22 protein-coding genes are annotated in these 26,239 nt (G+C 64.8%); 15 read left to right on the forward strand and 7 right to left on the reverse strand.

Features of this window, described 5'->3' with window-relative positions:
* Positions 1-40 precede the first annotated feature (40 nt).
* Genes NKH29_RS03315 through NKH29_RS03330 form a run of 4 tightly spaced genes read left to right on the forward strand, consistent with a single transcriptional unit; the run spans position 41 to position 4,426 of the window.
* Complete coding sequence (locus NKH29_RS03315) at positions 41-1,546, forward strand: COG4223 family protein (RefSeq protein ID WP_023721374.1); 1,506 nt, start codon at positions 41-43, stop codon at positions 1,544-1,546.
* Positions 1,547-1,554: 8 nt separating this feature from the next.
* Positions 1,555-3,171, forward strand: coding sequence for a heme biosynthesis protein HemY (locus NKH29_RS03320; protein ID WP_023721373.1), 1,617 nt, complete (start codon positions 1,555-1,557; stop codon positions 3,169-3,171).
* A gap of 39 nt (positions 3,172-3,210) precedes the next feature.
* A complete protein-coding gene (locus tag NKH29_RS03325; protein WP_352481012.1) occupies positions 3,211-3,690 on the forward strand; it encodes a tellurite resistance TerB family protein in 480 nt (159 codons plus the stop codon).
* Between the two features lie 19 nt (positions 3,691-3,709).
* Positions 3,710-4,426 carry a glutamine amidotransferase gene (locus tag NKH29_RS03330; RefSeq protein WP_352588106.1) on the forward strand — a complete coding sequence of 239 codons (717 nt, stop codon included), beginning with the start codon at positions 3,710-3,712 and terminating at the stop codon, positions 4,424-4,426.
* An 82-nt stretch (positions 4,427-4,508) separates the two neighbouring features.
* Here NKH29_RS03330 and NKH29_RS03335 read toward each other — a convergent pair whose 3' ends face one another.
* The 6 genes from NKH29_RS03335 to NKH29_RS03360 all read right to left on the reverse strand — a co-directional run bounded on the left by NKH29_RS03335 (position 4,509) and on the right by NKH29_RS03360 (position 12,143).
* Positions 4,509-5,750 carry an MFS transporter gene (locus NKH29_RS03335; protein ID WP_352977058.1) on the reverse strand — a complete coding sequence of 414 codons (1,242 nt, stop codon included), beginning with the start codon at positions 5,748-5,750 and terminating at the stop codon, positions 4,509-4,511.
* Positions 5,751-5,932: 182 nt separating this feature from the next.
* Positions 5,933-6,397 (reverse strand): Ros/MucR family transcriptional regulator, encoded by a 465-nt coding sequence (locus NKH29_RS03340; protein WP_352999025.1) that lies wholly within the window; start codon positions 6,395-6,397, stop codon positions 5,933-5,935.
* Positions 6,398-6,562: 165 nt separating this feature from the next.
* Positions 6,563-7,267: an ROK family protein gene (locus NKH29_RS03345; protein ID WP_023721368.1), complete on the reverse strand. Its 705-nt coding sequence runs from the start codon at positions 7,265-7,267 to the stop codon at positions 6,563-6,565.
* A gap of 19 nt (positions 7,268-7,286) precedes the next feature.
* Positions 7,287-8,663, reverse strand: coding sequence for a glucose-6-phosphate dehydrogenase (gene zwf, locus NKH29_RS03350; RefSeq protein ID WP_352999027.1), 1,377 nt, complete (start codon positions 8,661-8,663; stop codon positions 7,287-7,289).
* A gap of 22 nt (positions 8,664-8,685) precedes the next feature.
* The gene (gene gnd, locus NKH29_RS03355; protein ID WP_023721366.1) at positions 8,686-9,702 is read right to left on the reverse strand and encodes a phosphogluconate dehydrogenase (NAD(+)-dependent, decarboxylating); all 1,017 of its coding nucleotides are present in this window, start codon (positions 9,700-9,702) and stop codon (positions 8,686-8,688) included.
* A 14-nt stretch (positions 9,703-9,716) separates the two neighbouring features.
* Positions 9,717-12,143 (reverse strand): glucan 1,4-alpha-glucosidase, encoded by a 2,427-nt coding sequence (locus NKH29_RS03360; RefSeq protein WP_352999028.1) that lies wholly within the window; start codon positions 12,141-12,143, stop codon positions 9,717-9,719.
* A 218-nt stretch (positions 12,144-12,361) separates the two neighbouring features.
* Between NKH29_RS03360 and NKH29_RS03365 the strand changes: the two genes are divergently transcribed.
* The 5 genes from NKH29_RS03365 to NKH29_RS03385 all read left to right on the forward strand — a co-directional run bounded on the left by NKH29_RS03365 (position 12,362) and on the right by NKH29_RS03385 (position 19,059).
* Positions 12,362-13,375, forward strand: a complete 1,014-nt coding sequence (locus NKH29_RS03365) for an ABC transporter substrate-binding protein (protein ID WP_023721363.1) — start codon at positions 12,362-12,364, stop codon at positions 13,373-13,375.
* A 47-nt stretch (positions 13,376-13,422) separates the two neighbouring features.
* A complete protein-coding gene (locus tag NKH29_RS03370) occupies positions 13,423-14,943 on the forward strand; it encodes a sugar ABC transporter ATP-binding protein (RefSeq protein ID WP_352641263.1) in 1,521 nt (506 codons plus the stop codon).
* Between the two features lies 1 nt (position 14,944).
* On the forward strand, positions 14,945-15,919 hold the full coding sequence (locus tag NKH29_RS03375; protein WP_352494089.1) for an ABC transporter permease: 975 nt from the start codon (positions 14,945-14,947) through the stop codon (positions 15,917-15,919).
* A 2-nt stretch (positions 15,920-15,921) separates the two neighbouring features.
* Positions 15,922-16,869 carry an ABC transporter permease gene (locus NKH29_RS03380; RefSeq protein WP_352999031.1) on the forward strand — a complete coding sequence of 316 codons (948 nt, stop codon included), beginning with the start codon at positions 15,922-15,924 and terminating at the stop codon, positions 16,867-16,869.
* A 120-nt stretch (positions 16,870-16,989) separates the two neighbouring features.
* Positions 16,990-19,059, forward strand: a complete 2,070-nt coding sequence (locus tag NKH29_RS03385) for a 3-hydroxyacyl-CoA dehydrogenase NAD-binding domain-containing protein (protein WP_023721359.1) — start codon at positions 16,990-16,992, stop codon at positions 19,057-19,059.
* Between the two features lie 8 nt (positions 19,060-19,067).
* Here the strand turns inward: NKH29_RS03385 and NKH29_RS03390 are convergent, their stop codons facing one another.
* A complete protein-coding gene (locus NKH29_RS03390) occupies positions 19,068-19,880 on the reverse strand; it encodes a response regulator transcription factor (protein WP_352481005.1) in 813 nt (270 codons plus the stop codon).
* Between the two features lie 114 nt (positions 19,881-19,994).
* Between NKH29_RS03390 and NKH29_RS03395 the strand changes: the two genes are divergently transcribed.
* From NKH29_RS03395 to pcaF, 6 genes are all read left to right on the forward strand, one after another.
* The gene (locus tag NKH29_RS03395) at positions 19,995-21,125 is read left to right on the forward strand and encodes an ABC transporter ATP-binding protein (protein WP_023721357.1); all 1,131 of its coding nucleotides are present in this window, start codon (positions 19,995-19,997) and stop codon (positions 21,123-21,125) included.
* Complete coding sequence (locus NKH29_RS03400; RefSeq protein WP_352999033.1) at positions 21,106-22,269, forward strand: ABC transporter substrate-binding protein; 1,164 nt, start codon at positions 21,106-21,108, stop codon at positions 22,267-22,269. Before NKH29_RS03395 ends, NKH29_RS03400 begins: the two co-directional genes overlap by 20 nt.
* A 76-nt stretch (positions 22,270-22,345) precedes the next feature.
* Positions 22,346-23,209 carry an ABC transporter permease gene (locus NKH29_RS03405; protein ID WP_352481004.1) on the forward strand — a complete coding sequence of 288 codons (864 nt, stop codon included), beginning with the start codon at positions 22,346-22,348 and terminating at the stop codon, positions 23,207-23,209.
* Positions 23,209-24,021 carry an ABC transporter permease gene (locus tag NKH29_RS03410; RefSeq protein ID WP_023721354.1) on the forward strand — a complete coding sequence of 271 codons (813 nt, stop codon included), beginning with the start codon at positions 23,209-23,211 and terminating at the stop codon, positions 24,019-24,021. The genes NKH29_RS03405 and NKH29_RS03410 overlap by 1 nt, the downstream gene beginning before the upstream one ends.
* 11 nt (positions 24,022-24,032) lie before the next feature.
* Positions 24,033-24,794, forward strand: coding sequence for an SDR family NAD(P)-dependent oxidoreductase (locus tag NKH29_RS03415; RefSeq protein ID WP_023721353.1), 762 nt, complete (start codon positions 24,033-24,035; stop codon positions 24,792-24,794).
* Positions 24,795-24,934: 140 nt separating this feature from the next.
* Positions 24,935-26,140 carry a 3-oxoadipyl-CoA thiolase gene (pcaF, locus tag NKH29_RS03420; protein ID WP_352494090.1) on the forward strand — a complete coding sequence of 402 codons (1,206 nt, stop codon included), beginning with the start codon at positions 24,935-24,937 and terminating at the stop codon, positions 26,138-26,140.
* The last annotated feature ends 99 nt before the right edge of the window (positions 26,141-26,239 follow it).

The raw sequence follows: 26,239 nt of genomic DNA on the forward strand, positions 1-26,239 counted from the left end.
CCTTCAAACCATCCCGAAGCGAATTTTGCGGAGCCCGAGCATGGTCAAGACGCCGAAGATGCGGCATTCCAAGAGCCGCCGTGAGCCGGTGACCATCGATCTCGAGCCCGGCGCCGTCTCGCGAGTCGCCGACGAACAGGATGCCAGCTCGCAGCAGCCGGCCGCGGCGCAGACCTACGAGGCGCGGGCCGAGGAAGCGGCGAACGCATCGCAGCCGGAGCCGCCTGAGGAGCCGGTGCATGCCGACCAGACCGATCTCGAACCATGGGAACATGCCGACGCAGCCGCGCGGGCCGGCACGCAAGAGCCGACGGACGCAGGCGCCGATTCTGCCAGGGAAGCGGAAATCCCTTATCCGGCCGGTTCGGATGCGCCGGTCGGTCGCTTCACGGCTTCCGACTACAGTTTCGAAGATGCACCCAGCGGAACCGGGGCCAACGAACCGAGGATACCAGGTTCCGGCGAGAAGACAGCTGAGACGAGGGACGACCATATGGCAGCGCAGCCGAAGCGGAGCGGCATCAACGGCATCGCCGCCGGTATTGTCGGCGGCGTCATCGCGCTGGCCGCCGCCGGCGGGCTGCAATTTGCCGGCCTGCTCGGGGCGCCGGGGTCGGGCGGCGTGTCGCTCGACCCCGTCAATAGTGAGATCGCTTCGCTGAAACGCGAGGTCGCGGACCTCAGACAGGCCGACGCCAACAATGACGCATCAGCCAAGGTGGACGGGCTGTCGTCGGCGCTGGATCAGGTCAGGGCGGACGTCACGGCGCTCAAATCGGCGGTCGAGCAAGGCGGCGCCGGCGACAATGCCGGGCTGGCCGCACTTGGCGACAAGGTCCGGCAGATCGAGACGGCGGTCGCGGGCCTCGGCAAGGCCGGCGGCACGGCGCCGGTCGATCTCGAGCCGCTCAACGAAAGGCTGGCCGCGCTCGACGCGCTGGTGAAATCGGCCGGCGAGACGGCAAAGGCGCAGGAAGGCCGGCTTGCGGCGCTGGAACAGTCGGTTTCACAGCTCTCGGGCAAGGTCGATGCACAGGCTTCGCAGCCGAAGATCGCGCTGGCCATTGCCGCCTCGGCGCTCAAGGCAGCGCTCGACCGCGGTGCGCCGTTCGCGACCGAACTCGAAACCTTTGCCGCGATCTCACCCGATGCACCCGAGATCGCGACGCTGCGCGCCTATGCCGAAAAGGGCGTCCCAACGCGCGCCGAGATCGCCGCCGAAGCGGACGCCACCGCCAACGCCATGGTCGCTGCCGCGACGCCTGTCGACCAGAATGCCGGCATCCTGCAAAAGCTGCTGTCGAGCGCCGAATCGCTGGTCAAGGTCAGGCCGATCGGTGCGGTCGAGGGCGCCGGCGCCCCGGAAACCGTCGCCCGCATGGAGGTCGCCGTCAATCAGGGCGACTACGCCAAGGCGCTCAGCGAATACGAAACGCTGCCTGAAGCGGCCAAGGCCGCCGGCGCCGACTTTGCCGGCAAACTGAAAGCGCGGATGGAGGTCGAGACGCAGATCGATTCGCTCATCGCTGGCGCGATGAAGGCGTGAGGAACCCGATGATCCGCATCCTCGCCTTCCTTGCCGTCGTCTTTGCGCTCGGGCTCGGGTTCGCCTGGCTGGCCGACCGGCCGGGTGAAATGCTCGTCACCTTCAACGGCTATCAATACCAGGTCAGCCTGATGGTCGCGGCGGTGGCGATCGTTGCCGTGGTTGCCGCGGTGATGATCGTCTGGTGGCTGGTCAAGGCGCTGTGGACCAGCCCCTATACGATCTCGCGCTATTTCCGCGTGCGGCGCCGCGACCGCGGCTATCAGGCGCTGTCGACCGGCATGATCGCCGCCGGCGCCGGTGACGGCGCGCTCGCCCGCAAGAAGACCAAGGAAGCGGCAAAGCTGATCCGCTCCGACCAGGAGCCGCTGATCCAGCTGCTCGACGCGCAGGCCTCGCTGCTCGAAGGCGACCATGAGGGCGCCCGCGAAAAGTTCGAGACCATGCTCGACGATCCCGAAATGCGGCTGCTCGGCCTGCGCGGACTGTATCTCGAAGCCGAGCGGCTCGGCGACCGCAACGCAGCCCGCCACTATGCCGGCCGTGCGGCGGCGGTGGCGCCGCAGCTGGCCTGGGCGGCCGAATCGACGCTGGAAGATCTGACCGGGCGTGGCGACTGGGATGGTGCGCTGAAACTTGTCGACGCCCAGAAGTCAACGCGGCAGATCGAGCGCGACGCCGCTAACCGGCGCCGCGCTGTGCTGCTGACCGCCAAGGCGCAGGCGCTGATCGACAGCGATGCCAATGCCGCCCGGACGGCGGCTCTCGAAGCCAACCGGCTGCGGCCGGATTTCGCGCCGGCGGCGGTCGCCGCGGCGAAATTGCTGTTTCGGCTGAACGACGTGCGCAAGGGCTCGAAAATCCTCGAGGCGGCGTGGAAGGCCGAGCCGCACCCGGAGATCGCCGAGCTCTACACCCATGCCAGGCCCGGCGATGCCGTGCTCGACCGGCTGAACCGGGCAAAGAAGCTGCAGGACCTGAAGAAGAACCATGCCGAGGCCTCGCTTGCCGTGGCGCGCGCCGCGCTCGATGCGCAGGACTTTTCAACCGCCCGCCGCGAGGCCGAAGCCGCCATCCGCATCGATCGCCGCGAAGGCGCCTATCTGCTGCTGGCCGATATCGAGGAGGCCGAGACCGGCGACCAGGGCAAGGTGCGGCAGTTGCTGTCGAAGGCGGTGAGAGCGCCGCGCGACCCGGCCTGGGTCGCCGACGGCGTCGTCTCCGACCGCTGGGCTCCGGTATCGCCGATCACCGGCAGGCTCGATGCATTCGAATGGCGAGCGCCGATGGAGCGGCTCGGCCAGTTGATCGACAGCGATGAGGATACGCAGGAGGCATCGGTGCCGGCAATTGCGGCTTCAGCCAAGCCGGTACAGGAAACAGCCGAGGCGATCGAGCACACAGCGGTTGCTGCCGAGACACCGGGCACCGCGACCGAAGCAAAGACCGAAAACCGTGCCGGCGAGGATCATGTGACACCGGTCGCCGCGGCGGCGTTTGCCGCGGTGCCGGACGATGCCGAAGCCGTCGAGCCGGCGCAGGAGTTGACGCGGCTGCCCGACGACCCCGGCGTCGACCCCGACGACGAGGCGGGTAAATCGACGCGCCGGTTTCGTTTGTTCTGATCCGGGTCGAGTGGACCCGGTCTTATTGGGAATGATTTGATGTTCGAACGCGTTCTGTCGTTTCTAAGGGACCTGCCGTCCGGTAGTGGCGCCAGCGCCAGCGCCGACGATCCGCGCGTTGCCGCATCCGCCCTCCTTTTCCACGTGATGAACGCCGACGGCGTGCGCCAGGATACCGAATGGGAACGGTTCAAGAAGGTGCTGGCGGAAAGCTATTCTATCAGCGGCGACGAACTCGATGCGTTGGCGGCTGCCGGCGAGCGGGCCGACAATGAGGCGATCGACCTTTACGCCTTTACCAGCGTGCTCAAGCGCCATCTCGACGCCGAGGCGCGAAAGGCCTTTATCGGCCTGATGTGGGAGATCGTCTATGCCGATGGCGAGCTGCACGAACTCGAGGACAATACCGTCTGGCGGGTCGCCGAGCTGATCGGCGTCGAACGCCGCGACCGCGTCGAGGCGCGCCTCAAGGCGGCGGCCGCGGCTCCTGGTGCTGCCGGAACGTCAAGCGACGAATAGAACAGGATCCCGCCTTCCAATGCCGCCCAAGCCAAGCCCGAGACCAAAGATCCTGATCGTGCTGCATCAGGAGCAATCGAGCTCGGGACGGGTCGGCCATATGCTTATCGAGGAAGGCTTCGATCTCGACATCCGCCGCCCGCCGCTCGGCGAGGCCTTGCCGCAGACGCTGGATGGCCATGCCGGCGCCGTGGTGTTCGGCGGGCCGATGAGCGCCAATGACGGCGACGAGTTCGTCCGCCGCGAGACCGACTGGCTCAAAATTCCACTCAACGAGAACCGGCCGCTGCTTGGCATCTGCCTCGGCGCGCAAATGCTGGTCAAGCATCTCGGCGGCAGGGTCGAGGGCCATGGCGAGGGCCTCGTCGAAATCGGCTGGTATCCGCTAAAGGCGACTGAAGCAGGCAGCAGGCTGATGCATTGGCCGGAGATGGTCTATCAGTTCCATCGTGAGGGCTTTTCGCTGCCGAAGGACGCAACACTTTTGGCGACGGCCGAAACCTATCCCAACCAGGCCTTCCGCTATGGCGACAATGCCTGGGGCATCCAGTTCCATGGCGAATTGACCCGGGCGATGATGCAGCGCTGGGTGGTGCGCGGCGCCCATCGCTTCGAATTGCCCGGCGCGCAGCCCGGCCGCGACCATCTCGGTGGCCGGCTGATCTGGGACATGCACCTCAAGCGCTGGCTCGGCGAGTTCCTGCCCATGATTTTTGGCAAGCCGGCGCTGCGGTGAAGTCGGTGCATGTCGCCCAAAAGTGTGCAGCGGTTTTGGGAAAACGACATGCACAAACAAACGAACTAAAGCGCGTCGCGCTTTAGTTTCGCCCCCTGAGATGACGCACCTTGCGCAGCTGTGGGAACAGCACCGCCCATAGACCGGCGACAGCGATCGCGCCGACGCCGCCGACCACCACGGCCGGAACCGTGCCGATCAGCGCGGCCATGGTGCCGGCGCGGAATTCGCCGAGCTCATTGGAGGCGCCGACAAACACCTGGTTGACGGCGTTGACGCGGCCGCGAACGTCGTCCGGCGTCCACAGCTGGATCAGCGTCTCGCGGATATAGACGCTGAACATGTCGGTGGCGCCGAGCAGGGCAAGGGCTGCGATCGACAGCCAGGTGATGGTCGAGAGGCCGAACAGGACGGTGAACGCGCCGAACAGCGCGACGAAGCCGAGCATGACAAGGCCGGCATGGTTGCGGATCGGATGCCCGGCCAGCCAGATGGCGACGCAGATGGCGCCGACGCCGGGCGCCGAGCGCAGCAGGCCGAGCCCCCACGGGCCGAGTTCGAGGATATCGCGCGCATAGACCGGCAGCAGCGCCGAGGCGCCGGACAGGAGCACCGCGAACAGATCGAGCGAAATGGCACCGAGCACGATCTTTTCGCTCCAGATATAGCCGAAGCCGGCGAACAGGGTCTGTACCGTCGGCCTGTCGGTCCGGCTGCGCTGGGCGGGCTTCGGGATGGTGAAGATCAGCACGGCGGCAATGAGCATCAGCACGGCCGCGGTGGTGTAGGCGGCTTCGGCCGAAAGCCCGTAGAGCAGACCGCCGGCGACCGGCCCGACGATGGTTGCCGTCTGCCAGGCGGACGAGTTCCAGGCGATGGCGTTGGCGAAATCCTCGGGCGGCACCAGATTGGCGAACAATGATGACGAGGCCGGCCCGAAGAAGGCGCGCGCGATGCCGAACATGGCGAGCACGATGAAGACCGGCATCGGCCCGGAGAGGCCGCGCAGCGTCAGCAACAGAAGCGCCAAAGCGCAGCCCGCCTCGACCAGCACCGCCAGCGCCATGATCAGGCGGCGTCCAAAACGGTCGGCAACGTCGCCAGTGACCAGCACCAGCAGCAGCGAAGGCAGGAACTGGACGATGCCGACAAGCCCAAGGTCGAACGGGTCGCGGGTCAGATCGTAGATCTGCCAGCCGACGGCGACCGACACGATCTGGGTGGAGAATGTCGAGAGGAAGCGCGCCGCCCAGTAGCTCAGGAACGGCCGATGGCGAAAGGCGGCATAACGCTGGTCAGGCGGTACTTGGGATTCTGTGGTCATGGATCAGGCCCCCTGGCGGCGATGTCGGCCGGCGGGGCACTTCCACGATGGGCGCTGGTCCGGCCAAGAGAGCCTTTAGCGCAGTTCAGCGCAGGGCGCGCGCAAAAATCCGGCCTGGATCAACAATTTCCGCTCCGCCGGGCGTTGCCGCTGGCGGAGCGACCGGACCTGCTCCGAACGCTTTAGGCCGTCGCCTTGGCCTTCCTGCCCCTGCCCTTGACGGGCGCGGGCGGGGCGGCCTTGCGGCCGAGACCGATTGCCTTGGCCAGCTGCGAACGCGAGGCCGCGTAGTTGGGGGCGACCATCGGGTAGTCGGACGGCAGGCCCCATTTGGCGCGATAGGCGTCGGGCGTCAGCCCGAAATGGACGCCGATATGGCGCTTCAAGGATTTGAACTTCTTGCCGTCCTCGAGACAGATGATGTAGTCCGGCGTCACCGATTTCTTGGGATTGACGGCAGGCGTCAGCGGCGCGGCGACCGGCACTGCCGGTTGCCCGAGCCCGCCTATGGAAGCGCTGACGTTGGCGATGAGATCGCCGAGGCCGGAAGCCGGCAAGCGGTTCTTCTCGACATATGCGGACACGATATGGGCGGTCAGCTCAAGCAGGTCGATGTCTTTGCGAGCGTTGTTGTTGTCGTCGGTCAATCTATTTCTCCGTCCGTGGGGGTCGCAGAAAATTCCTAGTCGGCAAATCTGCGCAATGCAATGACGCCGCACCACGTCACACATTATTTTGAATAATAATACTAACGGCAGCGCGGGATTAACAACCCTGAGCCGGTGCTCGATAATATCAGACAATCAGCAATATCAGATAATCAGGGATTTGTCGCGCCACAGTCGAAATCCGCCCTCGAAGGCGCGTGTATTGTCGCCGCGTCTGCAATCGGCGGGCAAGTCGGCGAGTTCCTCGACATTGCCGCCGCCGATGACCACGTAATCCGGCTGCATGGCGGCGCGAAGCCGGTCGACCACGTCAAAGACGTGTTTGCGCCATTTCTTCTTGCCGCGCTTTTGCAGGCCGCGTTCGCCGACATAGTCTTCGAAACTGCCGCGCTTCTTGTAGGGGAGATGGGCAAGCTCCATCGGTTGGGCGACGTTGTCGACGATCATCGCGGCCCCGAGGCCGGTTCCGAGGCCGAGGAACAGCATGCGGCCGCCTTCATAGCTGCCGACGGCCTGCATCAGCGCATCGTTGACGACCTTCACCGGTTTGCCGAACTCAGCGGCGAAATCGCAGCCGACCCAGCCCTTGCCGAGATTGGCGGGTTCGGTGAGCGGCCGGTTGTGGTGCACCGGACCCGGATAGCCCATCGAGACGACATCGTATTGCAGCCCTTCGGCCAGCGTCTTCACCGCCGCGACCATCTGCTGCGGCGTCAGCTCCGGTCCGGAAGCGGTCTTGCGCTCGTCGCCGCCGGCGCTGGTGCGGATCTTGACGTGCGAGCCGCCGATATCGATCGCAAGCACGATCTTTTCGGCGTCGGGTGCCGGTCGCTTCACCGCTTTGGCCATCGCTTTCGCCTCCCAGAAATCATTTCGATGGATTGATCCAGCCGTTCGGCGGGCCGAATCCAGTCATCGCTTCGGTCGGCCCCCAGGTCTTTGGCGCGTAGATCGCGGGCGGCGTGGTGTCGCCGAGCACCGGGCCGACGATGCGCCAGGCGAGCTCGCTGGCGTCCTGGCGGGTGAACAGCTGGCCGTTGCCGTTCATAGCGTCGCCGATCAACCGCTCGTAAGGCGGCATGTCGCCCTTCGAATCGTCGAGCGCGGTGAGCTCGACCTGCTCGCCGACCATGTCGTCGCCGGGCGCCTTGCGCCGGGCTCCGATCGAGATCGCCACCTGCGGATCGATGCGGAAGCGCACGTGATTGCAGTCGCCGGGCTTGATTGGATCGAAGACGTCGAGCGGCGGCCGTTTCAGCCGCACGATGACCTCGGTGGCGTGCACCGGCAGGGATTTGCCGGCGCGGATGAAGAACGGCACATCTTGCCAGCGCCAGGTATCGACGAAAAAGCGCACCGCCGCGAAGGTCTCGACCGGCGAGTTCGGCGCCACGCCCGGCTCGTTGAGATAGCCGTCGAACTGGCCGCGCACGACATCGTCCCTGGTCAGCGTCCGGATCGCCCGCAGCACCTGCACCTTCTCGTCGATCAGATCGTCGGCCGAGCGGCCGACCGGCGGCTCCATGGCGAGCAGCAAGAGGATGTTGAGCAGATGGTTTTCGATGACGTCGCGGATGCAGCCGACCTCGTCATAGAAGCGGCCGCGGCCCTCGACACCGAAATCCTCGGCCATGGTGATCTGCACGCTCTCGACGAAGTTGCGGTTCCAGATCGGCTCGAGGAAGGAATTGGCGAAGCGGAAATAGAGCAGGTTCTGGATCGCCTCCTTGCCGAGATAATGGTCGATGCGGAAGATCGACTTTTCGTCGAAGACCAGATGCAGTACCCGGTTCAGCCAGCGCGCCGATTGCAGATCATGGCCGAACGGCTTTTCCACCATCAGGCGTGCGCCCTGGGCGGCGCCCGACTGCTCCAGTCCCTGGACGACGACCTCGAACATGGCGGGCGGCACCGCCAGATAGTGCAGCGGCCGCTGTGCGCTGCCGAGCGCGGTCTTCAGTTTATCGAAGGTCGCAGGCGCCCGGTAGTCGCCGCTGACATAGCGCAGCAGCGTCGCGAGCCTTGCGAAGATCTTCTCGTCGATGCTGCCGATGGCGTTGACGATGCCGTCGCGGGCGCGCGCCTGCAGCTTGGCGATATCCCAAGGATCGAAGGCGACGCCGATCACCGGCTCGTTCAGCGTTCCCTTGGCCACCATGGCGTAGAGGGCGGGGAAGATCTTCTTGTGGGCGAGATCGCCGGTGGCGCCGAAAAGCACCAGCGTGTCCGATCGTTCCTGGCTCATGGGTGTGCCTCCCTGTCGCCCGTCACGAGCCGGCCTTGGGTTTTTCGACATGGCCGCCAAAGGCATAGCGCATGGCGGACAGAAGCTTGTCGGCGAATTCGGACTCGCCTTGCGAGGAGAACCTGTCGAACAGCGCCGACGACAGCACCGGCGCCGGCACGCCGGTGTCGATCGCCGCCTTCAGCGTCCAGCGGCCTTCGCCGGAATCCGAGACCCGCCCGCCGAACTGTGTCAGCGACGAATCGGCCTTCAGCACGCCGGCCGTCAGGTCGAGCAGCCACGAGCCGATGACGCTGCCGTGCCGCCAGACCTCTGCCACCTCAGCGATGTCGATGTCGAACTGGTAATATTGCGGGTTCTCGAGTGGACTGGTTTCGGCGTCGGCGGTGCGCTGCCGCTTGCCGGCGTTCGCCGACTTCAGGATGTTCATGCCCTCGGCATAGGCGGCCATGACGCCGTATTCGATGCCGTTATGGACCATCTTGACGAAATGGCCGGCGCCGCTCGGTCCGCAGTGGAGATAGCCGAAGGGAGCGGTTCCGGCGTCCTTGGCAGGGGCGGGCGAAGCGGCGTCGGCGCCCGGCGCCAGCGTTGCGAAAATCGGATCGAGATGCTGCACCGCGCTGTCGGGGCCGCCGATCATCAGGCAGTAGCCGCGCTCGAGGCCCCAGACGCCGCCGCTGGTGCCGACATCGACATAGCTCAAGCCTTTCAAGGCCAGGCGCGCGGCGTGGTCGACGGCCTCATGATAATAGGAATTGCCGCCGTCGATGATGATGTCGCCCGGCTCCATCAGGGCGGCCACCTGGTCGACGATCCGGCCGGTGATCGCCGCCGGCAGCATCAGCCAGGCGCTGCGCGGCTTGGTCAGCTTGCCGACGAACTCCTCCATCGAGGCGGCTCCGACCGCGCCGGCGGTCACAAGCGCCGCGACGCTCGCCGGGTTAATGTCGTAGACGACGCATTCGTGGCCATCGCGCAACAGGCGCCGAACCATGTTGGCGCCCATCCGGCCCAGTCCCATCATTCCTATCTGCATGGTCTCGTCCTGCCTTACTTGAGGGATCGATGATCTAGTGGCTGTGCGGTATCGCCGATGCCGACAGAAAAGTCAGCATTCTCCCAACGGCCGGCATCGGACCAGAAGAATGTGAAGACAATGCTATTGCCCGGAGCGGCGTCGGCAACCGGCAACTCTGCGAGATGGATACCGAAAAGGTTCGCGGCGGTCTCGGTGTCATGGACGGTTGCCCAATTGTCGCTGCTCCAATGAACCACCGCCCGGGCCAGAAGTTCGATGCGCAGCGCCTTGCCTGCCGGGACGGTACGGATCATGTGGTTGAAGCGCCATGCCCTGAGGCACGACACCGTCCTGCCCTCGATATAGCGCTTGACGCCTTGCGGCGGCATGTCGAACACGGCGCCGTCGCGCAGCGAACGCAGCAGCTTGATGTGCTCGGAATGCGCCCAGACCAGCGGCTTGGCGCTGCCGGAGGGGCCGCCATGCCGCAATTCGCGCTCCGGCATGTCGGGACCGTCCCAGACCTGCTCCGGCAGCAGGCCGCCCGGCCCGGCGGAGCCCTCAAACGTGGCGAGCAGGCGTGCCGCACTGTCCCTGCGCCCTGCCGCCAGCTCGTAATGGGCGCGCTCGCCGACCAGCAGCGGCCAGGGCCGGCCCTGGCCGGTTCCATCGAAGGGTGCGCCGTCGGCATGCTCGCCATAGCCGTCGCCATTGTAGCGGTACCAGAGCGGCCCCTGCGGCAGTTCGCAGCGTAATTGCGCGTCGATGACCTTGACCGTGTCGAGGATGCGCGGATCGTCGGCTGCCCTCAGGCCGAAGCGGACCAGCGCCAGCGCATCCGGGCTGACGATCGCTTCGGCTGGGCGGTCCGCATCACCGGGCGGGCGGTTCTTGATCGGCACAAAGCCGTCCTTCGGCGATGCGGCGCCGGCGGTGTCGGGCGGGGCGATGCGGACATAGTAGCCTTCGACGCCGGCTTCGTCGCATGCGGCGGTGCCGGCGACGTAGGTCCAGCGCTCGATCTGATCGTTCCAGATATCGGCGGTTTCGCGCAGATAGTTTGCCGGCTCTGTTTTGCCGGCGGCATCGAACATGTCCGCAGCCGCAAGCAGCGCGGCGATCTCGACGGCAAGCGTGAACGGGCTGTAGCCGGCGTCTTCCTCCCAGCGGTCCTCGCCGGTGACGGGGCCGTTGCGTACGACATAGGCGGCAGCGCGCTCGATCATCGGCATGAAGGAGGAGAGTACCGCAGGCGGCAAATGCCCGGCGCGGCGCAGCGCGTCGGCGAGCAGCAGCGGAAAGGCGCACTCGTCCATCTGGATGCCCGGCCAATAGACCGACCCGTCGAGCCAGGCGTTCTGCGGCCAATGGCCGTCCGGCTGCTGGATCGAGCGCAGATAGCCAAGGATGCGCAAGGCTTCCGCCGGGTCGCCGGCGGCGAGGAATCCGCCGGCGGTTTCGACCAGATCGCGCGGCCAGACCAGGTGATAGCCGCCGAGATCGTCGTCGCCCTTGTTGAAGCCCCACGGGATCGACAGGCTGGCCACGGCTGCTCCGGTCGACGAGCGGTGTGTCGCCAGCACCGCCGTGCTGAGGCGGTAGGGATTGAGGGCGGACACCGCATGCCGGTCCAGCGGCAGCAATCCGGCCTGCCATTGGCGCCATTTGTCGACGTAGGATCCGGCTGCGGGCCCAAAACCTTGGTTCAGGCTGGCGAAAGCAGTTTCCGCCGCCTGTTGCGGCGTCGTGCCGAAGCCCAGCGCCAGCAACATTTTTGGGTTCGCAGCCGAAAAGGCGATCTCACCGGTCAGCGCGACATTGCCGTCCTCGGCCCTGCGGCAGGCCGGATCGAGCCGGCCGCTTTGACGAAGCTGCTGCCAGCCGTCGGAGACGCCGACATAGCCGGCCGCGCACGCCTTCCACGGCCGCGACGAGGCGAGCGCCAGGCAGACGCCGCGTCCCGATGCAAACAGAACAGGCTGTCCTTCATGGTCGTCGATCCAGGCAGTGTTGCCCATGCCGGCATTGACGAGGTGCGGCGCCAGCAGCGCGTAGACGCGGTAGTCGCTGGCGGCACCCTTGAGCGACGTGAACATGATCTCCTGCAGCAAGACGGGACGTTCCGGATCGGTGAGGACGCGCTTCTCGATCCGGTAGCTTCCATCGGCTGCGGTGTTGACCAGCCGATAGGCAGGCACCCCGTCCTCGAGGGGTTCGATGCGATGTTCGGCGTCGCGCTTCTCTTCGGAGAAATAGCCGTCGGGTCCGGTGACGATCAGCCCCAGATCGCGGGTGCATGCGCTGTCGAGGCGGGAATAGTAGATCTCGTTGAGGATACCGTGGCTGATGGTGAACCAGATCGGGCAGGCCGGCGACAGCGCGGTGCCGACGCCGCTCTTGGCGCTCGACGTCCAGCGCGCCGGAATGCCGGGTGCACCCGGGGCAAGGTTCACTGCCATTTAATCGGTCTCCATCGCCATCCCTAGACCAGGAGTCGAACCGGTTTCAATGATTGCACCGCAAGTTGATCGTCGGCCATGGATTGATGTTGACAGCTTGCTGGCTATCTGCATTTGTCTGATAATAGATAAAAAACAGCATTGTGAGCGTATCAGCCATTAGCCACCAGCCAGCCATTAGCCACCAGTAAGACAGCAACTCACGGGAGGAGTATGACATGAAGAAAATATTCGTTTTGGGCGCCCTTGCAGCGATGCTTGCCGCAGGCACCGCGCTTGCCGATACCAGCGGCAAGAAGATCGCTTTCTCCAACAATTACGCCGGCAATTCGTGGCGGCAGGCGATGCTGGACAGCTACGGCATCGTCACCAAGAAGGCAGTCGCCGACAAGGTGGTCGGCGCCGCCGACGTCTTCACGACGGCCGACAAGGAAGTGCCGACGCAGGCAGCCCAGGTGCAGAACCTGATCCTGCAGGGCTATGACGCGATCGTCATCAACGCGGCATCTCCGGATGCCCTCAACGGCGCCATCAAGCAGGCCTGCGACGCCGGCATTGTCGTCGTCTCCTTCGATGGCATCGTCACCGAACCCTGCGCCTACCGCGTCGTCGTCGACTTCAAGGACATGGGCAAGCAGGAAGTCGAGCAGATGGCCAAGTTCCAGCCCAAGGGTGGCAATCTGCTGGAAATCCGTGGCCTTGCCGGCACTTCGATCGACGATGCCATCCATGCCGGCATCCTCGAAGGTGTCGCCGCCCATCCCGAGTTCAAGATCGTCGGCTCGGTGACCGGCGACTGGGACCAGACCACGGCACAGAAGGCCGTAGCGACGATCCTGCCGTCGCTGCCGGATGTGGTCGGTGTCGTCGACCAGGGCGGTGACGGCTACGGCGCGGCGCAGGCCTTTGCCGCCGCCGGCAAGCCGCGCCCGACCATCATCATGGGCAATCGCCAGGACGAGTTGCAATGGTGGAAAGAGCAGAAGGAAAAGGACGGTTACCAGACCTGGTCGGCTTCGATCGCGCCAGGCGTATCGACGCTTGCCTTCTGGGTGGCGCAGCAAGTGCTCGACGGCCGCACCGACGTGCCGCACGACCTGCTGGTTCCTTATCTCGCCTTCACACAGGACGATTTCGAGGCAGCGTTGCCGAAGATTCCGAAGGGCGGCGTCGCCAGCCACGAATACACGCAGGAAGACGCCGTCGCGGCGATTAAGGCCAACATCAAGTGAGCATGGCACTATTGTTGCCGCCACAGATAACCGGGTATCGTTGAGGGATGCCCGAGGCCAGTGCAGACATCATCAGGCCTGACGGCGCCGAAAAACATTTCGGTGCCGTCAGTATGGACATCATAAGACTGGGCGGCGCCGAAAAACATTTCGGGGCCGTCAGGGCGCTCGACGGTGTCGATTTCAGCGTTCGTGCCGGAGAATGCGTCGGTCTCGTCGGCCATAACGGCGCCGGAAAGTCGACGCTCATGCATATGGTGGCCGGCACGCTTACCCCCGACAGCGGGCAGATCGCGGTCCGCGGCGGCGTCGAGGCAAGTTATTCGGTGCCGCGCGCACAGCAGCTCGGCATACGTTGCGTTTTCCAGGAACTGTCGCTCTGCCCGAACCTCAGCGTCGCCGAGAATACGCGGATCAACCACGCCTCGCTTAATGGCTTCGGCTGGCGGCGCAAGGCCGCCCATCTGATTGCCGCCAAGCTCGACGAGATATTCCCCGGCCACAGCATCTCGGCATCCGACATCGTCGGCGATCTTTCCATCACCAGCCGGCAGATGGTGGAGGTGGCGCGCGCCTTCACGGTCACGCAGGAGCCGCTCGAACTGGTCATCCTCGACGAGCCGACATCCTCGCTCGATGCGCATACCGCCGGCCAGCTGCTGGCGTTCGTGCGCCGCTTCATCGCCGCCGGCAAGAGCTGCATCCTGATCTCGCATGTGCTGGGCGAAGTGCTCGGAAATGCCGATCGCATCGTGGTGATGCGCGACGGCAAGGTGGTCGCCGCCGGGCAGGCCGACGCCTTCGACCGCGACAGGCTGGTGACGGCGATGGGCGGAGCGGAGGCGCGCGAGAAGGCCGCCGCAGAGATTGCGAGCGGCAAGCCGGAGCCCGGTCCGCTGCGGGTCCGGGCGCGGCCGGCGCGACAGCAGGACGGCAATGAGCTCATCGCCCGTGCCGGTGAGATCATCGGCCTTGCCGGACTTGCCGGGCATGGCCAGACCGACCTGTTGCTGGCGATCTTTGCCGCGGCTTCCCGCGCCAAGACCGGCATCGAGGTCACCGCGCCGGTGGCGCTGGTTGCCGGCGACCGCCAGTCGGACGGGATTTTTCCGCAATGGTCGATCGCCGAGAACATCGGCATCCGTTCGCTGGCGCGATTGCGCAACGGCCTCTTGATCTCGCCGCAGCGCGAAGCCGAGCTCGCCCAGCTGTGGCAGCGGAAAATCGGCATCCGCACGCCCGACATGAACAACAACATCTTCTCGCTGTCCGGCGGCAACCAGCAGAAGGCCTTGTTCGCGCGGGCGCTCGGCTCCGACGCCAAGATCGTGCTGATGGACGATCCGATGCGCGGCGTCGATATCGGAACCAAGCTCGAAGTCTACGATCTCGTGCGCGAAGAAGCTCGGCATGGCCGCACATTCCTCTGGTACACCACCGAAACCGAAGAGCTCGACAATTGCGACCACATCTATGTGTTCAAGAACGGCCGGATCGTCGCCAACCTTCGTCGCGACGAACTGACGGAGGAAAAGATCATCCAGTCCTCGTTTGGCGACGCGGCCTGAGATGACGGCGGCATCCATCGAGAATGGGCTAAAATCGTCGGCTCGCGCCACGAGGCGGGCGCGCATGCTGCGCAGCCTGCTGCCGGCACTGTCGTTGGCGCTGGTGCTCATCGCTATCGCCTGGCTCAACCCGCGCGCCATCAGCTATTTCGGCTTCAGCCTGATGCTCAATCTGGCGATCCCGATCGCGCTGGCGACGATCGCGCAGATGTTCGTCATCGCCGGCAACGAGCTCGATTTGTCAATCGGCACCTTTGTCGGCTTCGTCGGCTGCGTCACGGCGACATGGCTGAAGGACGCGCCGTTGCTCGGCGTCGTCATCCTGCTCGGGTCGATCGGTGTCTACGCGCTGCTCGGCGCGCTGATCCATCTGCGCAACCTGCCCTCGATCGTGGTGACGCTCGGCATGAGCTTCGTCTGGCAGGGCCTGGCCATCCTGATCCTGCCAAAGCCCGGCGGCAAGGCGCCGGACTGGCTGCTGGCGCTGATGGCCTTCAAGCCACCCGTCATTCCGTTCCCGATCATCGCGGCATTGCTGATCGCGGCGGTCGTCCACTTTGGCCTGATGCGCACCTCCTATGGTGTCATCCTGCGTGGATCGGGCGGCAATTCAGCCGCACTCAAGCGCGCCGGCTGGTCGCTGCTCCGTACCAAAATCGCGCTGTTTGCGCTGACCGGCCTGTTCGGCGTTTTGTCCGGCATGGCGCTGATCGGCATCACCACCTCGGCCGATGCCAATATCGGCAATGGCTACACGTTGCTTTCGATCGCCGGCGTCATCCTCGGCGGCGGCGAGTTCGTCGGCGGCCGGGTGTCGCCGATCGGCGCCGTCATCGGCGCGTTGACGCTGGCGCTGGCCGCATCGCCACTGCTGACGTTCATGCACATTCCGCCCGACTGGCAGGTTGCCGCCAATGGCGCCATCCTGATCATCGTGCTGGCGGCCCGGGTGCTGATCAGCCGCAGGGAGAGGTGAGCATGGTCTCGCTGCGGACACTGCTCGCCAGACCCTGGATCTGGTCGTTCTTCGGGGCGCTGCTGGTGTGGTTGGCGACGATCGCCTTCACCGGCGGCTATGGCGGAGGCGGGATGATCACGGCGGCGCTGTCGCTCGCCGTCTTCACCGTCATCGTCGGCGTCGGGCAGATGTTCGTTATCACGCTCGGGCCGGGCAATGTCGACCTGTCGCTGCCGGCCAATATCGGCCTTGCCAGTGCTGTCGCCATGAAGGTCGTGGACGGCAATGAGGCGATGATCGCGGTCGGGCTGCTGGCCGCGCTTGCCTGCGGCATGGCGATCGGTGCCGTCAACTACCTGCTGATATGGGCGCTGCGCATTCCGCCGATTATCGCGACGCTGTCGGCCAGCTTCGTCATCCAGTCAGTCGATATCAGCTATGGGCGCGGCTTGCAGATCAAGCCGCCGCCGGGCTTTGCCGATTTCACCAACTGGCAGGTGTTCGGTATCCCGGTGCTGGCGATCCTGACCGTGCTGTTCACCATCGGCGCCGGCATCGTTTTGCAGCGCATGATCTACGGACGCTCGGTGCTGGCGATCGGCCAGAACATCCGCGCCGCCTGGCTGGCAGGCGTCAATGTCGGCCGCACCCGCTTCCTCACCTACACGCTGTCGGGCGCGCTCGGCGGCCTCGACGGTGCACTGCTCGCCGGTTATTTCCGCGGCGCCAATGTCGATATCGGCAATGAGTATCTGCTGGCGTCGATCGCGGTCGTCGTCATCGGTGGCACGTCGGTAGCCGGCGGCAAGGCCAATGTGCCGGGGGTCTGGGGCGCGGCGCTGTTCCTCGTGCTGCTGTTGACCATGCTCAACACGTTCGGCGTAAGCGTCGGCGTGCGCCTGGTGCTGACCGGGCTGATCATCGTCGGCGTCATCACCGCGGCCGGCGGGCAGAAGGCGCTGCGCTAAGGCAAGGCCACCCGGCGGCGAGAGGATATCGATCCGGCCCGCAAACATGTGGTTCCCATCCGCATGCCAGCGCTGTAAATCCCGTCGGGCTCCTGGCCAACATCATTGTATGAGGTTTGCGTGCCCGATTTCGTCAGCACTACAAGGCACGGCAACGTCGCGCTGGTGACCATCGACAATCCGCCGGTCAACGCGCTGAGCTTCCATGTGCGCGAGCCGTTGATGCGGGCGCTCGTTTCCCTGCGGGACGAGCCGTCGGTGGGAGCAATCGTGATAGCCTGCGCCGGGCGGACCTTCGTCGCCGGCGCCGACATCACCGAATTCGGCAGACCGGCGCAGCAGCCGGAATTGCGCGCCATTGTCGCCGTGCTGGAAACCATCGCCAAGCCGACGGTCGCCGCCATTCACGGCACTGCGCTCGGCGGCGGCCTGGAACTGGCGCTCGGCTGCCATTTCCGTGTTGCCGACCGAGCGGCAAGGCTCGGCCTGCCGGAAGTCAAGCTCGGCCTGCTGCCGGGCGGCGGCGGCACGGTTCGCCTGCCGCGCTTGGTTGGTCCGCTGAAGGCACTCAGCATGATCGTTTCGGGAACGCCGATCAATGCGGCCGAGGCGCGCGCCGCCGGTCTGGTGGATGCCGTCTTCGATGGCGACCTGACCGCGCAAGCGGTGAGTTTCGCCAGCGAAACGGCCGCGAAAGGCGGTCCGTTCACGCCGGTGCGCGACCGCAACGATCGCCTCGACCAGGCCGACTTGCCGGCCTTCGACAAGGAGGCGGCAACGCTTGCGGGCAAAGCGCGCGGTCTCGAGGCGCCGATAGCCTGTGCGCAGTCGGTCCGCAACGCCCTCACGCTGCCCTTCGACGAAGCGCTGGCGGCCGAACGCGACCTGTTCGTCAAGCTTGTCGCCGGCGACCAATCACGCGCGCAGCGGCATTTGTTCTTCGCTGAACGTGAGGCGGCAAAGCTTGCCGGCAAGGATGTCGTCAGGCGCAAGATCGCCCGGGTCGGCGTCATCGGCGCCGGCACGATGGGCGGCGGCATCGCCATGGCGTTCGCCAATGGCGGTCTTCCCGTGACCTTGCTGGAAACAACGCAGGAAGCATTGCAACGCGGGCTGGCGACGATCGACAAGAACTATGCCGTTTCCGTCACCCGCGGGTCGCTGAGCGAAGACGCCAAGCGCCAGCGGCTGGCTTTGTTCAGGGGCAGCACCGACTATGCAGACCTCGCCGATTGCGACCTGATCGTCGAGGCTGTGTTCGAGGAAATGGCGGTCAAGAAGGAGGTATTCGGCAGGCTCGATGCGGTGGCCAAACCGGGCGCGATCCTTGCCACCAACACCTCTTATCTCGACGTCAACGAGATCGCCGCTTCGACGTCGCGGCCGCAAGATCTCCTTGGCATGCATTTCTTTTCGCCGGCTAACGTCATGAAGCTTCTGGAAATCGTCCGCGCCGACAAGACCTCGCCGGACGTGCTGACGACCATCGTCGATCTGGCGCGGCGGATCGGCAAGGTGCCGGTCGTCGTCGGCGTCTGCCACGGCTTCGTCGGCAACCGCATGCTGGCGGCGCGGGGTGCGGAACTGGAGGCGCTTCTGCTCGAGGGTGCAATGCCGCGCCAGGTCGACCAGGTGTTCACCGATTTCGGCTGGCCGATGGGGCCGTTCCAGATGAGCGATCTCGCCGGCCTCGACATAGGCTGGCGCAACCGCAAGGCGCGTGGCCAGACGGCTGACATCGCCGACACGTTGTGCGAACAGGGCCATTTCGGCCAGAAGACCGGCAGCGGCTTCTATCGCTATGAGAACGGTTCGCGCACGCCGCTGCCCGATCCGGAGGTCGAAGCGCTCATCCACAACAAGGCTGCTGAACGCGGCATTGCACCGCGGGCAATCGGCGCCGAGGAGATCATCGAGCGCACGCTCTATCCGATGATCAACGAGGGCGCCAAAATCCTCGAGGAACAGATTGCCGCCCGCGCGTCCGATATCGACGTCGTCTGGGTCAACGGCTATGGCTTCCCGGTCGGCAAGGGCGGGCCGATGTTCTGGGCAAGCCGCGAAGGCGTGGACAAGATCATCCGGCGGTTGGATCACTGGCACCAGCAGACCGGCGAGGACGTCTTCCGGGCCGCACCTCTGCTCAGGCAAATGGCCGAAACCGGTTCCTGGGACGGCGCTGCCGGCTGAACTTGGGACTACCGAATCCGTGCATCCATGATCTCGACAAAACGCGCGAATAGGCCCGCCTGCGATTTGATCTTGAGCTTGCGGTAGATGTTACGGCGATGGACTTTTACGGTTCCCGGCACGATGCGCATCGCCCTGGCGATTGATTCCGTGGAATGGCCCTGAAGCACCAGGTCGACGACATGCTGTTCGCGCGGCGTGAGCGAAAGGCTCTTCCAGATGTGAGCACGTTCGAACTCGCTGACTGGAGCAATCGTTTCGTCCTGCTTCGTCTCTGCCGGTTTGTCGGCCGGAAGATCATGCCAGCGCAGCCTGATGAGATTGATCACCGCAGGCGCCATGTCGCGCAGCAACCTCGCATCGGCGGTTCCGAAAGGTCCCGAAGCGCGCAATCGCATCAGCGAGAGCACCAGTGCGTCCTTTCCCGGCAGCGGCACAAAAAAGCCGACCTCCTCCGCAAGTCTGGTCTGGCTGTAATAGGAGCGGTAATATTCGCTGGCATAGAAGCGATCCGGCGCCAATTCGCGCATGCGCCAAAAGCCTTCCTTGCGCTCGACCGCAGCATGGTGGAACGGATCGAGCAGATAAGGCCCTTCCTGATAGAGCGCGACGAAGACGTGGCTGTCGGCCGGCGAGAATGTCTCGAACAGCAGCGGCGGGCGTAAGGCGCCGCGATAGCCGAAGATCACGCAATGATCGAAGCTGACATGCTGCCGGAGCCAGGCCACCATTGCCTTGCCGAAAAGCTCGCCGCTGGTCTCCCGCGTCGCTGCGATGAGCGCAGCGAGCCGGCTGTATTCATCGCTGCGCGAAACGCCCAATTCATACCCCTCCAGACGAGAAAATAGACAAAATATACCACCTGGGAGGTATATACTAGCCGCCATTGGCTCTGATAGCGTTTCGAGATCAACTAGCCGCTGGAGCCCGCAGCTTTGACCGCAGTGCCCGACATCGAGTTTCGCGGGGTCACCAAACGCTACGGCAGCGTGATCGCGGTCAGCGGCATCGATCTTGCCATCCCGCCGTCTGCCTTTGTCGCCTTGCTCGGGCCGTCCGGCTGCGGCAAGACAACCTGTTTGCGCATGATCGGCGGCTTCGAACAGCCAAGCGAAGGCGCGGTATTCATCCGTGGCCACGACATGGCCGGCACGCCGCCCTATCGGCGGCCGGTCAACATGGTGTTCCAGCAATATGCGTTGTTTCCGCATCTGGATGTCGAGGACAACATCGCCTATGGCCTGCGCCAGGCGCGGCCGCGCCTGTCGTCGCGCGAGATCAGCCTGAAAGCAGGCGAGGCGCTCGCCATGGTGCGGCTTGCCGGCTATGGACGCCGCAAGATCCATGAGCTTTCCGGCGGCCAGCAGCAGCGTGTCGCCCTGGCGCGGGCGCTGGTCAACAAACCGGCGGTGCTGCTGCTCGACGAGCCCCTGGCGGCGCTCGACAAGAAGCTGCGCACCGACATGCAGATAGAGCTGCAGAACCTGCAGCGCGAGATCGGCATCACCTTCGTCCTGGTCACCCACGATCAGGAAGAAGCACTGTCGATGAGCGATTTCGTCTGCGTCATGAATGGCGGGCGTATCGTCCAGCTTGGGCAGCCGAGCGAAATCTACGACGAACCCGCCGACCTCTTTGTCGCCGATTTCGTCGGCAAGACCAATCTGTTGAGCGGCAAGGTCGTCGGGCTCTCGGGCAAGCTCGTCGAGGTGGCGCTTGCCGATGGCACTGTCATTGCCGCGCGCAAGCGGACTTCGATGGCTCAGGGTGAAGCCGTTTCGGTCAGCCTGCGCCCTGAATCGCTAAGCCTCGGCGCGCCCGGAAGCGGCCGGCTGAACGGGCTTGTCCGCAACCGGATCTTTCTCGGTTCGACCGCGGAATATGCAATCGAGGTCCAGGGCATCGGGACGCTGCTCGCAAAGGCCGATCATCTGATTGGCGGTGGAAATCTCTTCAAGCCGGGTGAACCCGTTGCCATCGGCTTTGCAGCCGGAACGCCGCTGGCGTTTCCGGAGAATAACGGGACCAACCAGAGGGAAAACAAAAATGTCGAAATCATATCGTGACGGACTGCCGATAAGCCCTGAAAAGTTCGTCGATCAATTGATGCGCGTCAAGCGGGGTTCCATCGGCCGCCGCGAGTTCCTTGGCCTTACCGGCCTGGGCATCGCAACGGCGGTGATGGCCCGCGAGCTCGGCATCATGCCGACGCCGGCTTTCGCCCAGGAAGGTCTTGGCGACCGCATGTCGATTGCCACCTGGCCCAATTATCACGACCCGGCGACGTTCGAGAATTTCCAGGCCGAGACCGGCGTTGCCGTCGAGGTCAATGTGTTCGGCTCAAACGAGGAGATGCTGGCCAAGCTGCAGGCCGGCGCCTCGGGCTGGAGCCTTTTCGTTCCAACCAACTACACGATCTCGACTTACAAGAAGCTCGGCATCATCGAAGCGCTCGATATGGCCAAGCTTGCCAATTATGACGGCTCGCAAGAAGACCCGCGCTTCACTGGGGAAGGCACCATCGACGGCGTGACCTACGCTGTGCCGAAGAATTGGGGCACCACCGGCTTTGCCGTCAACACCAAGAAACTGGCCAAGCCGATGACGAGCTGGAAGGAATTCTGGGACACGGCGATGGCGGAGGGCGACGGCCGGACCATGGTTCATGATTACCAGCTGACCACGATCGGCAACGCGCTGAAATATTTCGGCTTCTCGTTCAACTCGCTGAAGCCGGACGAACTCGCCAAGGCGGAGGAATTGCTGCTGAAGGTCAAGCCGCATCTGTTCGCGGTCTCCAGCGACTACCAGCCGTCGATGCGTGCCGGCGACGCCTGGATGACGATGTGCTGGACCAATGACGGGGCGCAGCTCCACCGCGACATCCCCGAAATCGCCTACGTGCTTGGCAAGGAAGGCGGCGAGATCTGGACCGACTTCTACGCAATCCCCAAGGATGCGCCCAACAAGCCTGCGGGTTATGCCTTGCTCAACTATTTGATGAACCCGAAAGTCGCGGTCAGGGAGCACCTGGCCAACGGTGCGCCTTCCACCGATGCGCGGGTCAATGCGCTGCTGCCCAAGGAGGTGCTGGAAAATCCGATCCTCTATCCGGCGGCGGATCTGCTCAAGCCACTCGAATTCGGTGCAGCCGCGACCTTGACCGACCCGGGCCGGGCCGAATTGATGGCACGCTTCAAGTCGGCTTGAACCGGGCGGACCAAAGGTCCGATGCAGGCAACTCCCCCGGCGGACAGATGTCCGCCGGCATCGGGGCGATTTTTCAATGCGCAGCAATGTTCTTCGTCACAATCTCCTGACCGCCCTGCTGCTCGGTCCGGCGACCGCATGGCTGTTGGTGTTTTTAGTTTTGCCGTTCGTGGCGATCGCCGTTTTCAGCGTCGGCGAGCGGGCGCCGGAAGGCGGCTATCAGGCCGCTTTCACCTTGGCGCAGTATGCCAATCTTCCGGCGCGGGCGACCGCCTTCTGGAACACCATGGTGCTGGCGCCGGCCGGTGCACTGGCCTGTCTTCTCGTTGCCTATCCGGTCGCCTATTACCTCGCCTTGCGCGCGCCGGAGCGGTGGCGGCTGATCCTGCTTGCGCTTGTCGTCATCCCGTTCTGGACCAGCCTGCTGATGCGGACTTATGCCTGGATGTATGTGCTTGGCGGGCGCGGCGTCCCAGCTCTGCTGGCCTATGTCGGGATGGAGGATGTGCGGCTGATCAATACGCCGGGAGCGGTTCTGCTCGGCATCGTCTATGGTTATCTGCCGCTGATGATCCTGCCGATCTATGTCAGCCTCGAGCGGCTCGATCGCCGGCTGCTGGAGGCCTCCGCCGATCTCGGCGCGACGCCGATCTCGACATTCCTCGGCGTGACGCTGCGGCTGTCGCTGCCAGGTGTGATGACCGGCTTCTCGCTGGTCATGATCCTGTTGCTCGGCGAATATCTGATCCCAACGCTACTCGGCGGCGGCAAGGTCTTCTTCATCGGCAACGCGCTGGTCGATCTGTTCCTGCAATCGCGCAACTGGCCGTTCGGATCGGCAATCGCCATAACCCTTGTAGCGGTTTCCGTGGTCGTGCTGCTTGCCGCGAACCGCATTTCGACACGGCTTTCGGGTGCCCGCCGGGTGGACCTGATCTGATGCGTGCCTTCGTCGTTGCGGTCTTTGCCTTTCTCTACCTGCCGATCGCGCTGGTGGTGCTGTTCTCGTTCAACGCCGGCCACCACGCCAGCGAGTTCACTGGCTTCTCGGTGCAATGGTACGGCAAGGCACTGGCGAACCCGTTCCTGGTCGAAGCGCTGAAGAACAGCCTGTTAATCGCCACGACCAGCGCCTTGCTCGCGGCACTCTGCGGCACCGCGGCGGCGCTTGGCCTGGCGCGTGTCGGCGCGCGGACGCGAGCCGTCTTCGATGCGCTTTTGGGTGCTGCGATCGTCGTTCCTGGCGTCGTCATCGGCATCTCGACGCTGGTCGCGCTGGTCCAGCTATTCGGGGTGGTCAACCCGTTTGTCGCTTCGCTGTGGCCGAACGATCAGCCACCGCGCCTGGCGCTCGGCTATGGCTCGATCATCGCCGCGCACGGGCTGTTTTCGATGGCGCTGGTGGCGATGATCGTCGGCACGCGCCTCGGCAGCCTCGACCGCAATCTGGTCGAGGCTTCGAGCGATCTTTACGCCACCCCGCTGACGACGTTCCGCAGCATCGTGTTGCCGCAGATCATGCCGGCGGTGGTCGCCGGCTTCCTGCTCGCCTTCACATTCTCCTTCGACGATTTCATCGTCGCTTTTTTCGTCGCCGGCGCGCAGACGACATTGCCGATCTATGTCTTTGCCTCGATCCGGCGCGGGGTCACGCCGGAGATCAATGCCATCGCGACGATCGTGCTCGTCGCCTCCGTTCTGCTCGTGGTGCTCGCCCAATGGCAATTGCGCCAGCGAAAACCATCCCACTGAAAGACAAAAACATGATTCTGAAAGATCGCATCGCCGTGGTGACGGGCGCCGGGTCGGGGATCGGGCGTGCCGGCGCCATGATAATGGCCAGGGAAGGCGCGCTCGTGGTGATCGCCGACAGGGACCAGGCGGCGGGGGAAGCAACCGCTTCCGACATTCGTGCGTCCGGCGGTCGGGCCGAAGCCGTCGCCACCGATGTCGGCGACGATGCGGCGGTCGAGCAACTCGTCGCAGGAACGCTGGGCCGGCATCGGCGGATCGACATCCTGCACAATCATGCCGGGATCCAGGTCGGCGGCACGCTGACCGAAGTCGGCGCCGACGGCATGGATGCCTCCTGGCGGATCAATGTGCGGGCGCAGTTCCTCGCGGCCAGGCTGGTCATGCCGTCGATGATCGCGCAAGGCGGCGGGGTGATCCTGAATACCGCCTCGAATTCGGGTGTGTTCTACGACCGCGAAATGATCGCCTACGCGACCTCAAAACATGCCGTGGTGGCGATGACCCGGCAGATGTCGCTCGACTATGCCCGGCACAATGTCCGCGTCAACGCGTTGTGCCCCGGCTGGGTCGACACGCCCTTCAACGAACCGTTTATCGCGCAGATGGGCGGGCGGGCGGCGATCGAAAACTATGTCCGCACCAAGATCCCCATGCAGCGCTGGGCCAGCGCCCAGGAAATCGCCGAAGCGATCCTGTTTCTCGTTTCCGACCGCTCGTCCTTCATGACCGGGCAGGCGTTGGTGATCGACGGCGGTGAAAGCATCGGCTGATCCGCAACTCCCGGCGGGCGGGAGCTGAAATTCCCTTTGGCCTAACGGCCGGCGGCAAGATGTGCTTTCGTCTCAAGGAGAATGCGGCCAACATGGCTGGGCCGGGAGCAGAAATCGTCAGCGCAAAGGGAAGCTGCATAATGGCCGAGGCCTATATCTGCGACTATATCCGCACGCCGATCGGCCGCTTCGGCGGTTCGTTGTCGGCGGTGCGTGCCGACGATCTCGGCGCAATCCCGCTGAGGGCGCTGGTCGAGCGCAATCCCGGCATCGACTGGGCTGCCATCGACGACGTCGTCTATGGCTGCGCCAATCAGGCCGGTGAGGACAATCGCAATGTGGCGCGCATGGTACTGCTGCTGGCCGGCCTGCCGAAGGAGATTTCCGGCTCGACCGTCAATCGCCTCTGCGGTTCGGGCATGGATGCCGTCATCATCGCAGCGCGCGCGATCAAGGCCGGCGAGGCGGAGCTGATGATATCCGGCGGCGTCGAATCGATGTCGCGCGCACCGTTCGTGCTGCCGAAGGCCGAGACCGCGTTTTCGCGCAATGCCGAAGTTCACGATACCACGATCGGCTGGCGCTTCGTCAATCCACTGATGAAGAAGCAATACGGCGTCGATTCGATGCCGGAGACGGGCGAGAACGTGGCGGAAGAGTTCGCCGTCTCTCGCGCCGACCAGGATGCGTTTGCCGTGCGCAGCCAGGACAAGGCGGTCGCCGCACAAGCCAATGGCCGGCTGGCAAAGGAAATCACGCCGGTGACGATCGCGCAGCGCAAGGGTGACCCGATCGTCGTCTCGAAGGACGAACATCCGCGCTCGGGTACCACGATCGAGGCGCTGGCCAAATTGCCGACGCCGTTCCGGCAAGGCGGCACGGTTACGGCCGGCAACGCGTCGGGCGTTAACGATGGTGCCGCGGCGCTGATCGTCGCCTCGGAAACCGCCGTGAAAAGATACGGGTTGACGCCGATCGCCCGCATCCTCGGCGGTGCCACCGCCGGCGTGGCGCCGCGCATCATGGGCATTGGTCCGGTGCCGGCCACGCAGAAGCTATGCGCCCGGCTCGGCCTGGAGCCGCAACAATTCGATGTCATCGAGCTCAACGAGGCCTTCGCCTCGCAAGGCATCGCCGTGCTGCGCCAACTCGGCATTGCCGAGGATGCGGAGCACGTCAACCCGAATGGCGGCGCCATCGCGCTCGGCCATCCGCTCGGCATGTCCGGGGCGCGCATCACCGGCACGGCGGCATTGGAACTGCGCGAACGCGGCGGCCGCTACGGCCTCGCGACCATGTGCATCGGTGTCGGCCAGGGCATAGCGGTGGCGCTGGAGAGATTGTGAGCGAGCAACTCCGGCCGTTCTGAAGGTGCGGCTGCGCGAATTCCCACGTCGTTCCGCCCTTCAAATTTGACCATGTGGACAAAAGCCGGGCACCGTTCC

Source organism: Mesorhizobium sp. M1295, from assembly GCF_040318135.1.
Lineage (GTDB): Bacteria > Pseudomonadota > Alphaproteobacteria > Rhizobiales > Rhizobiaceae > Mesorhizobium.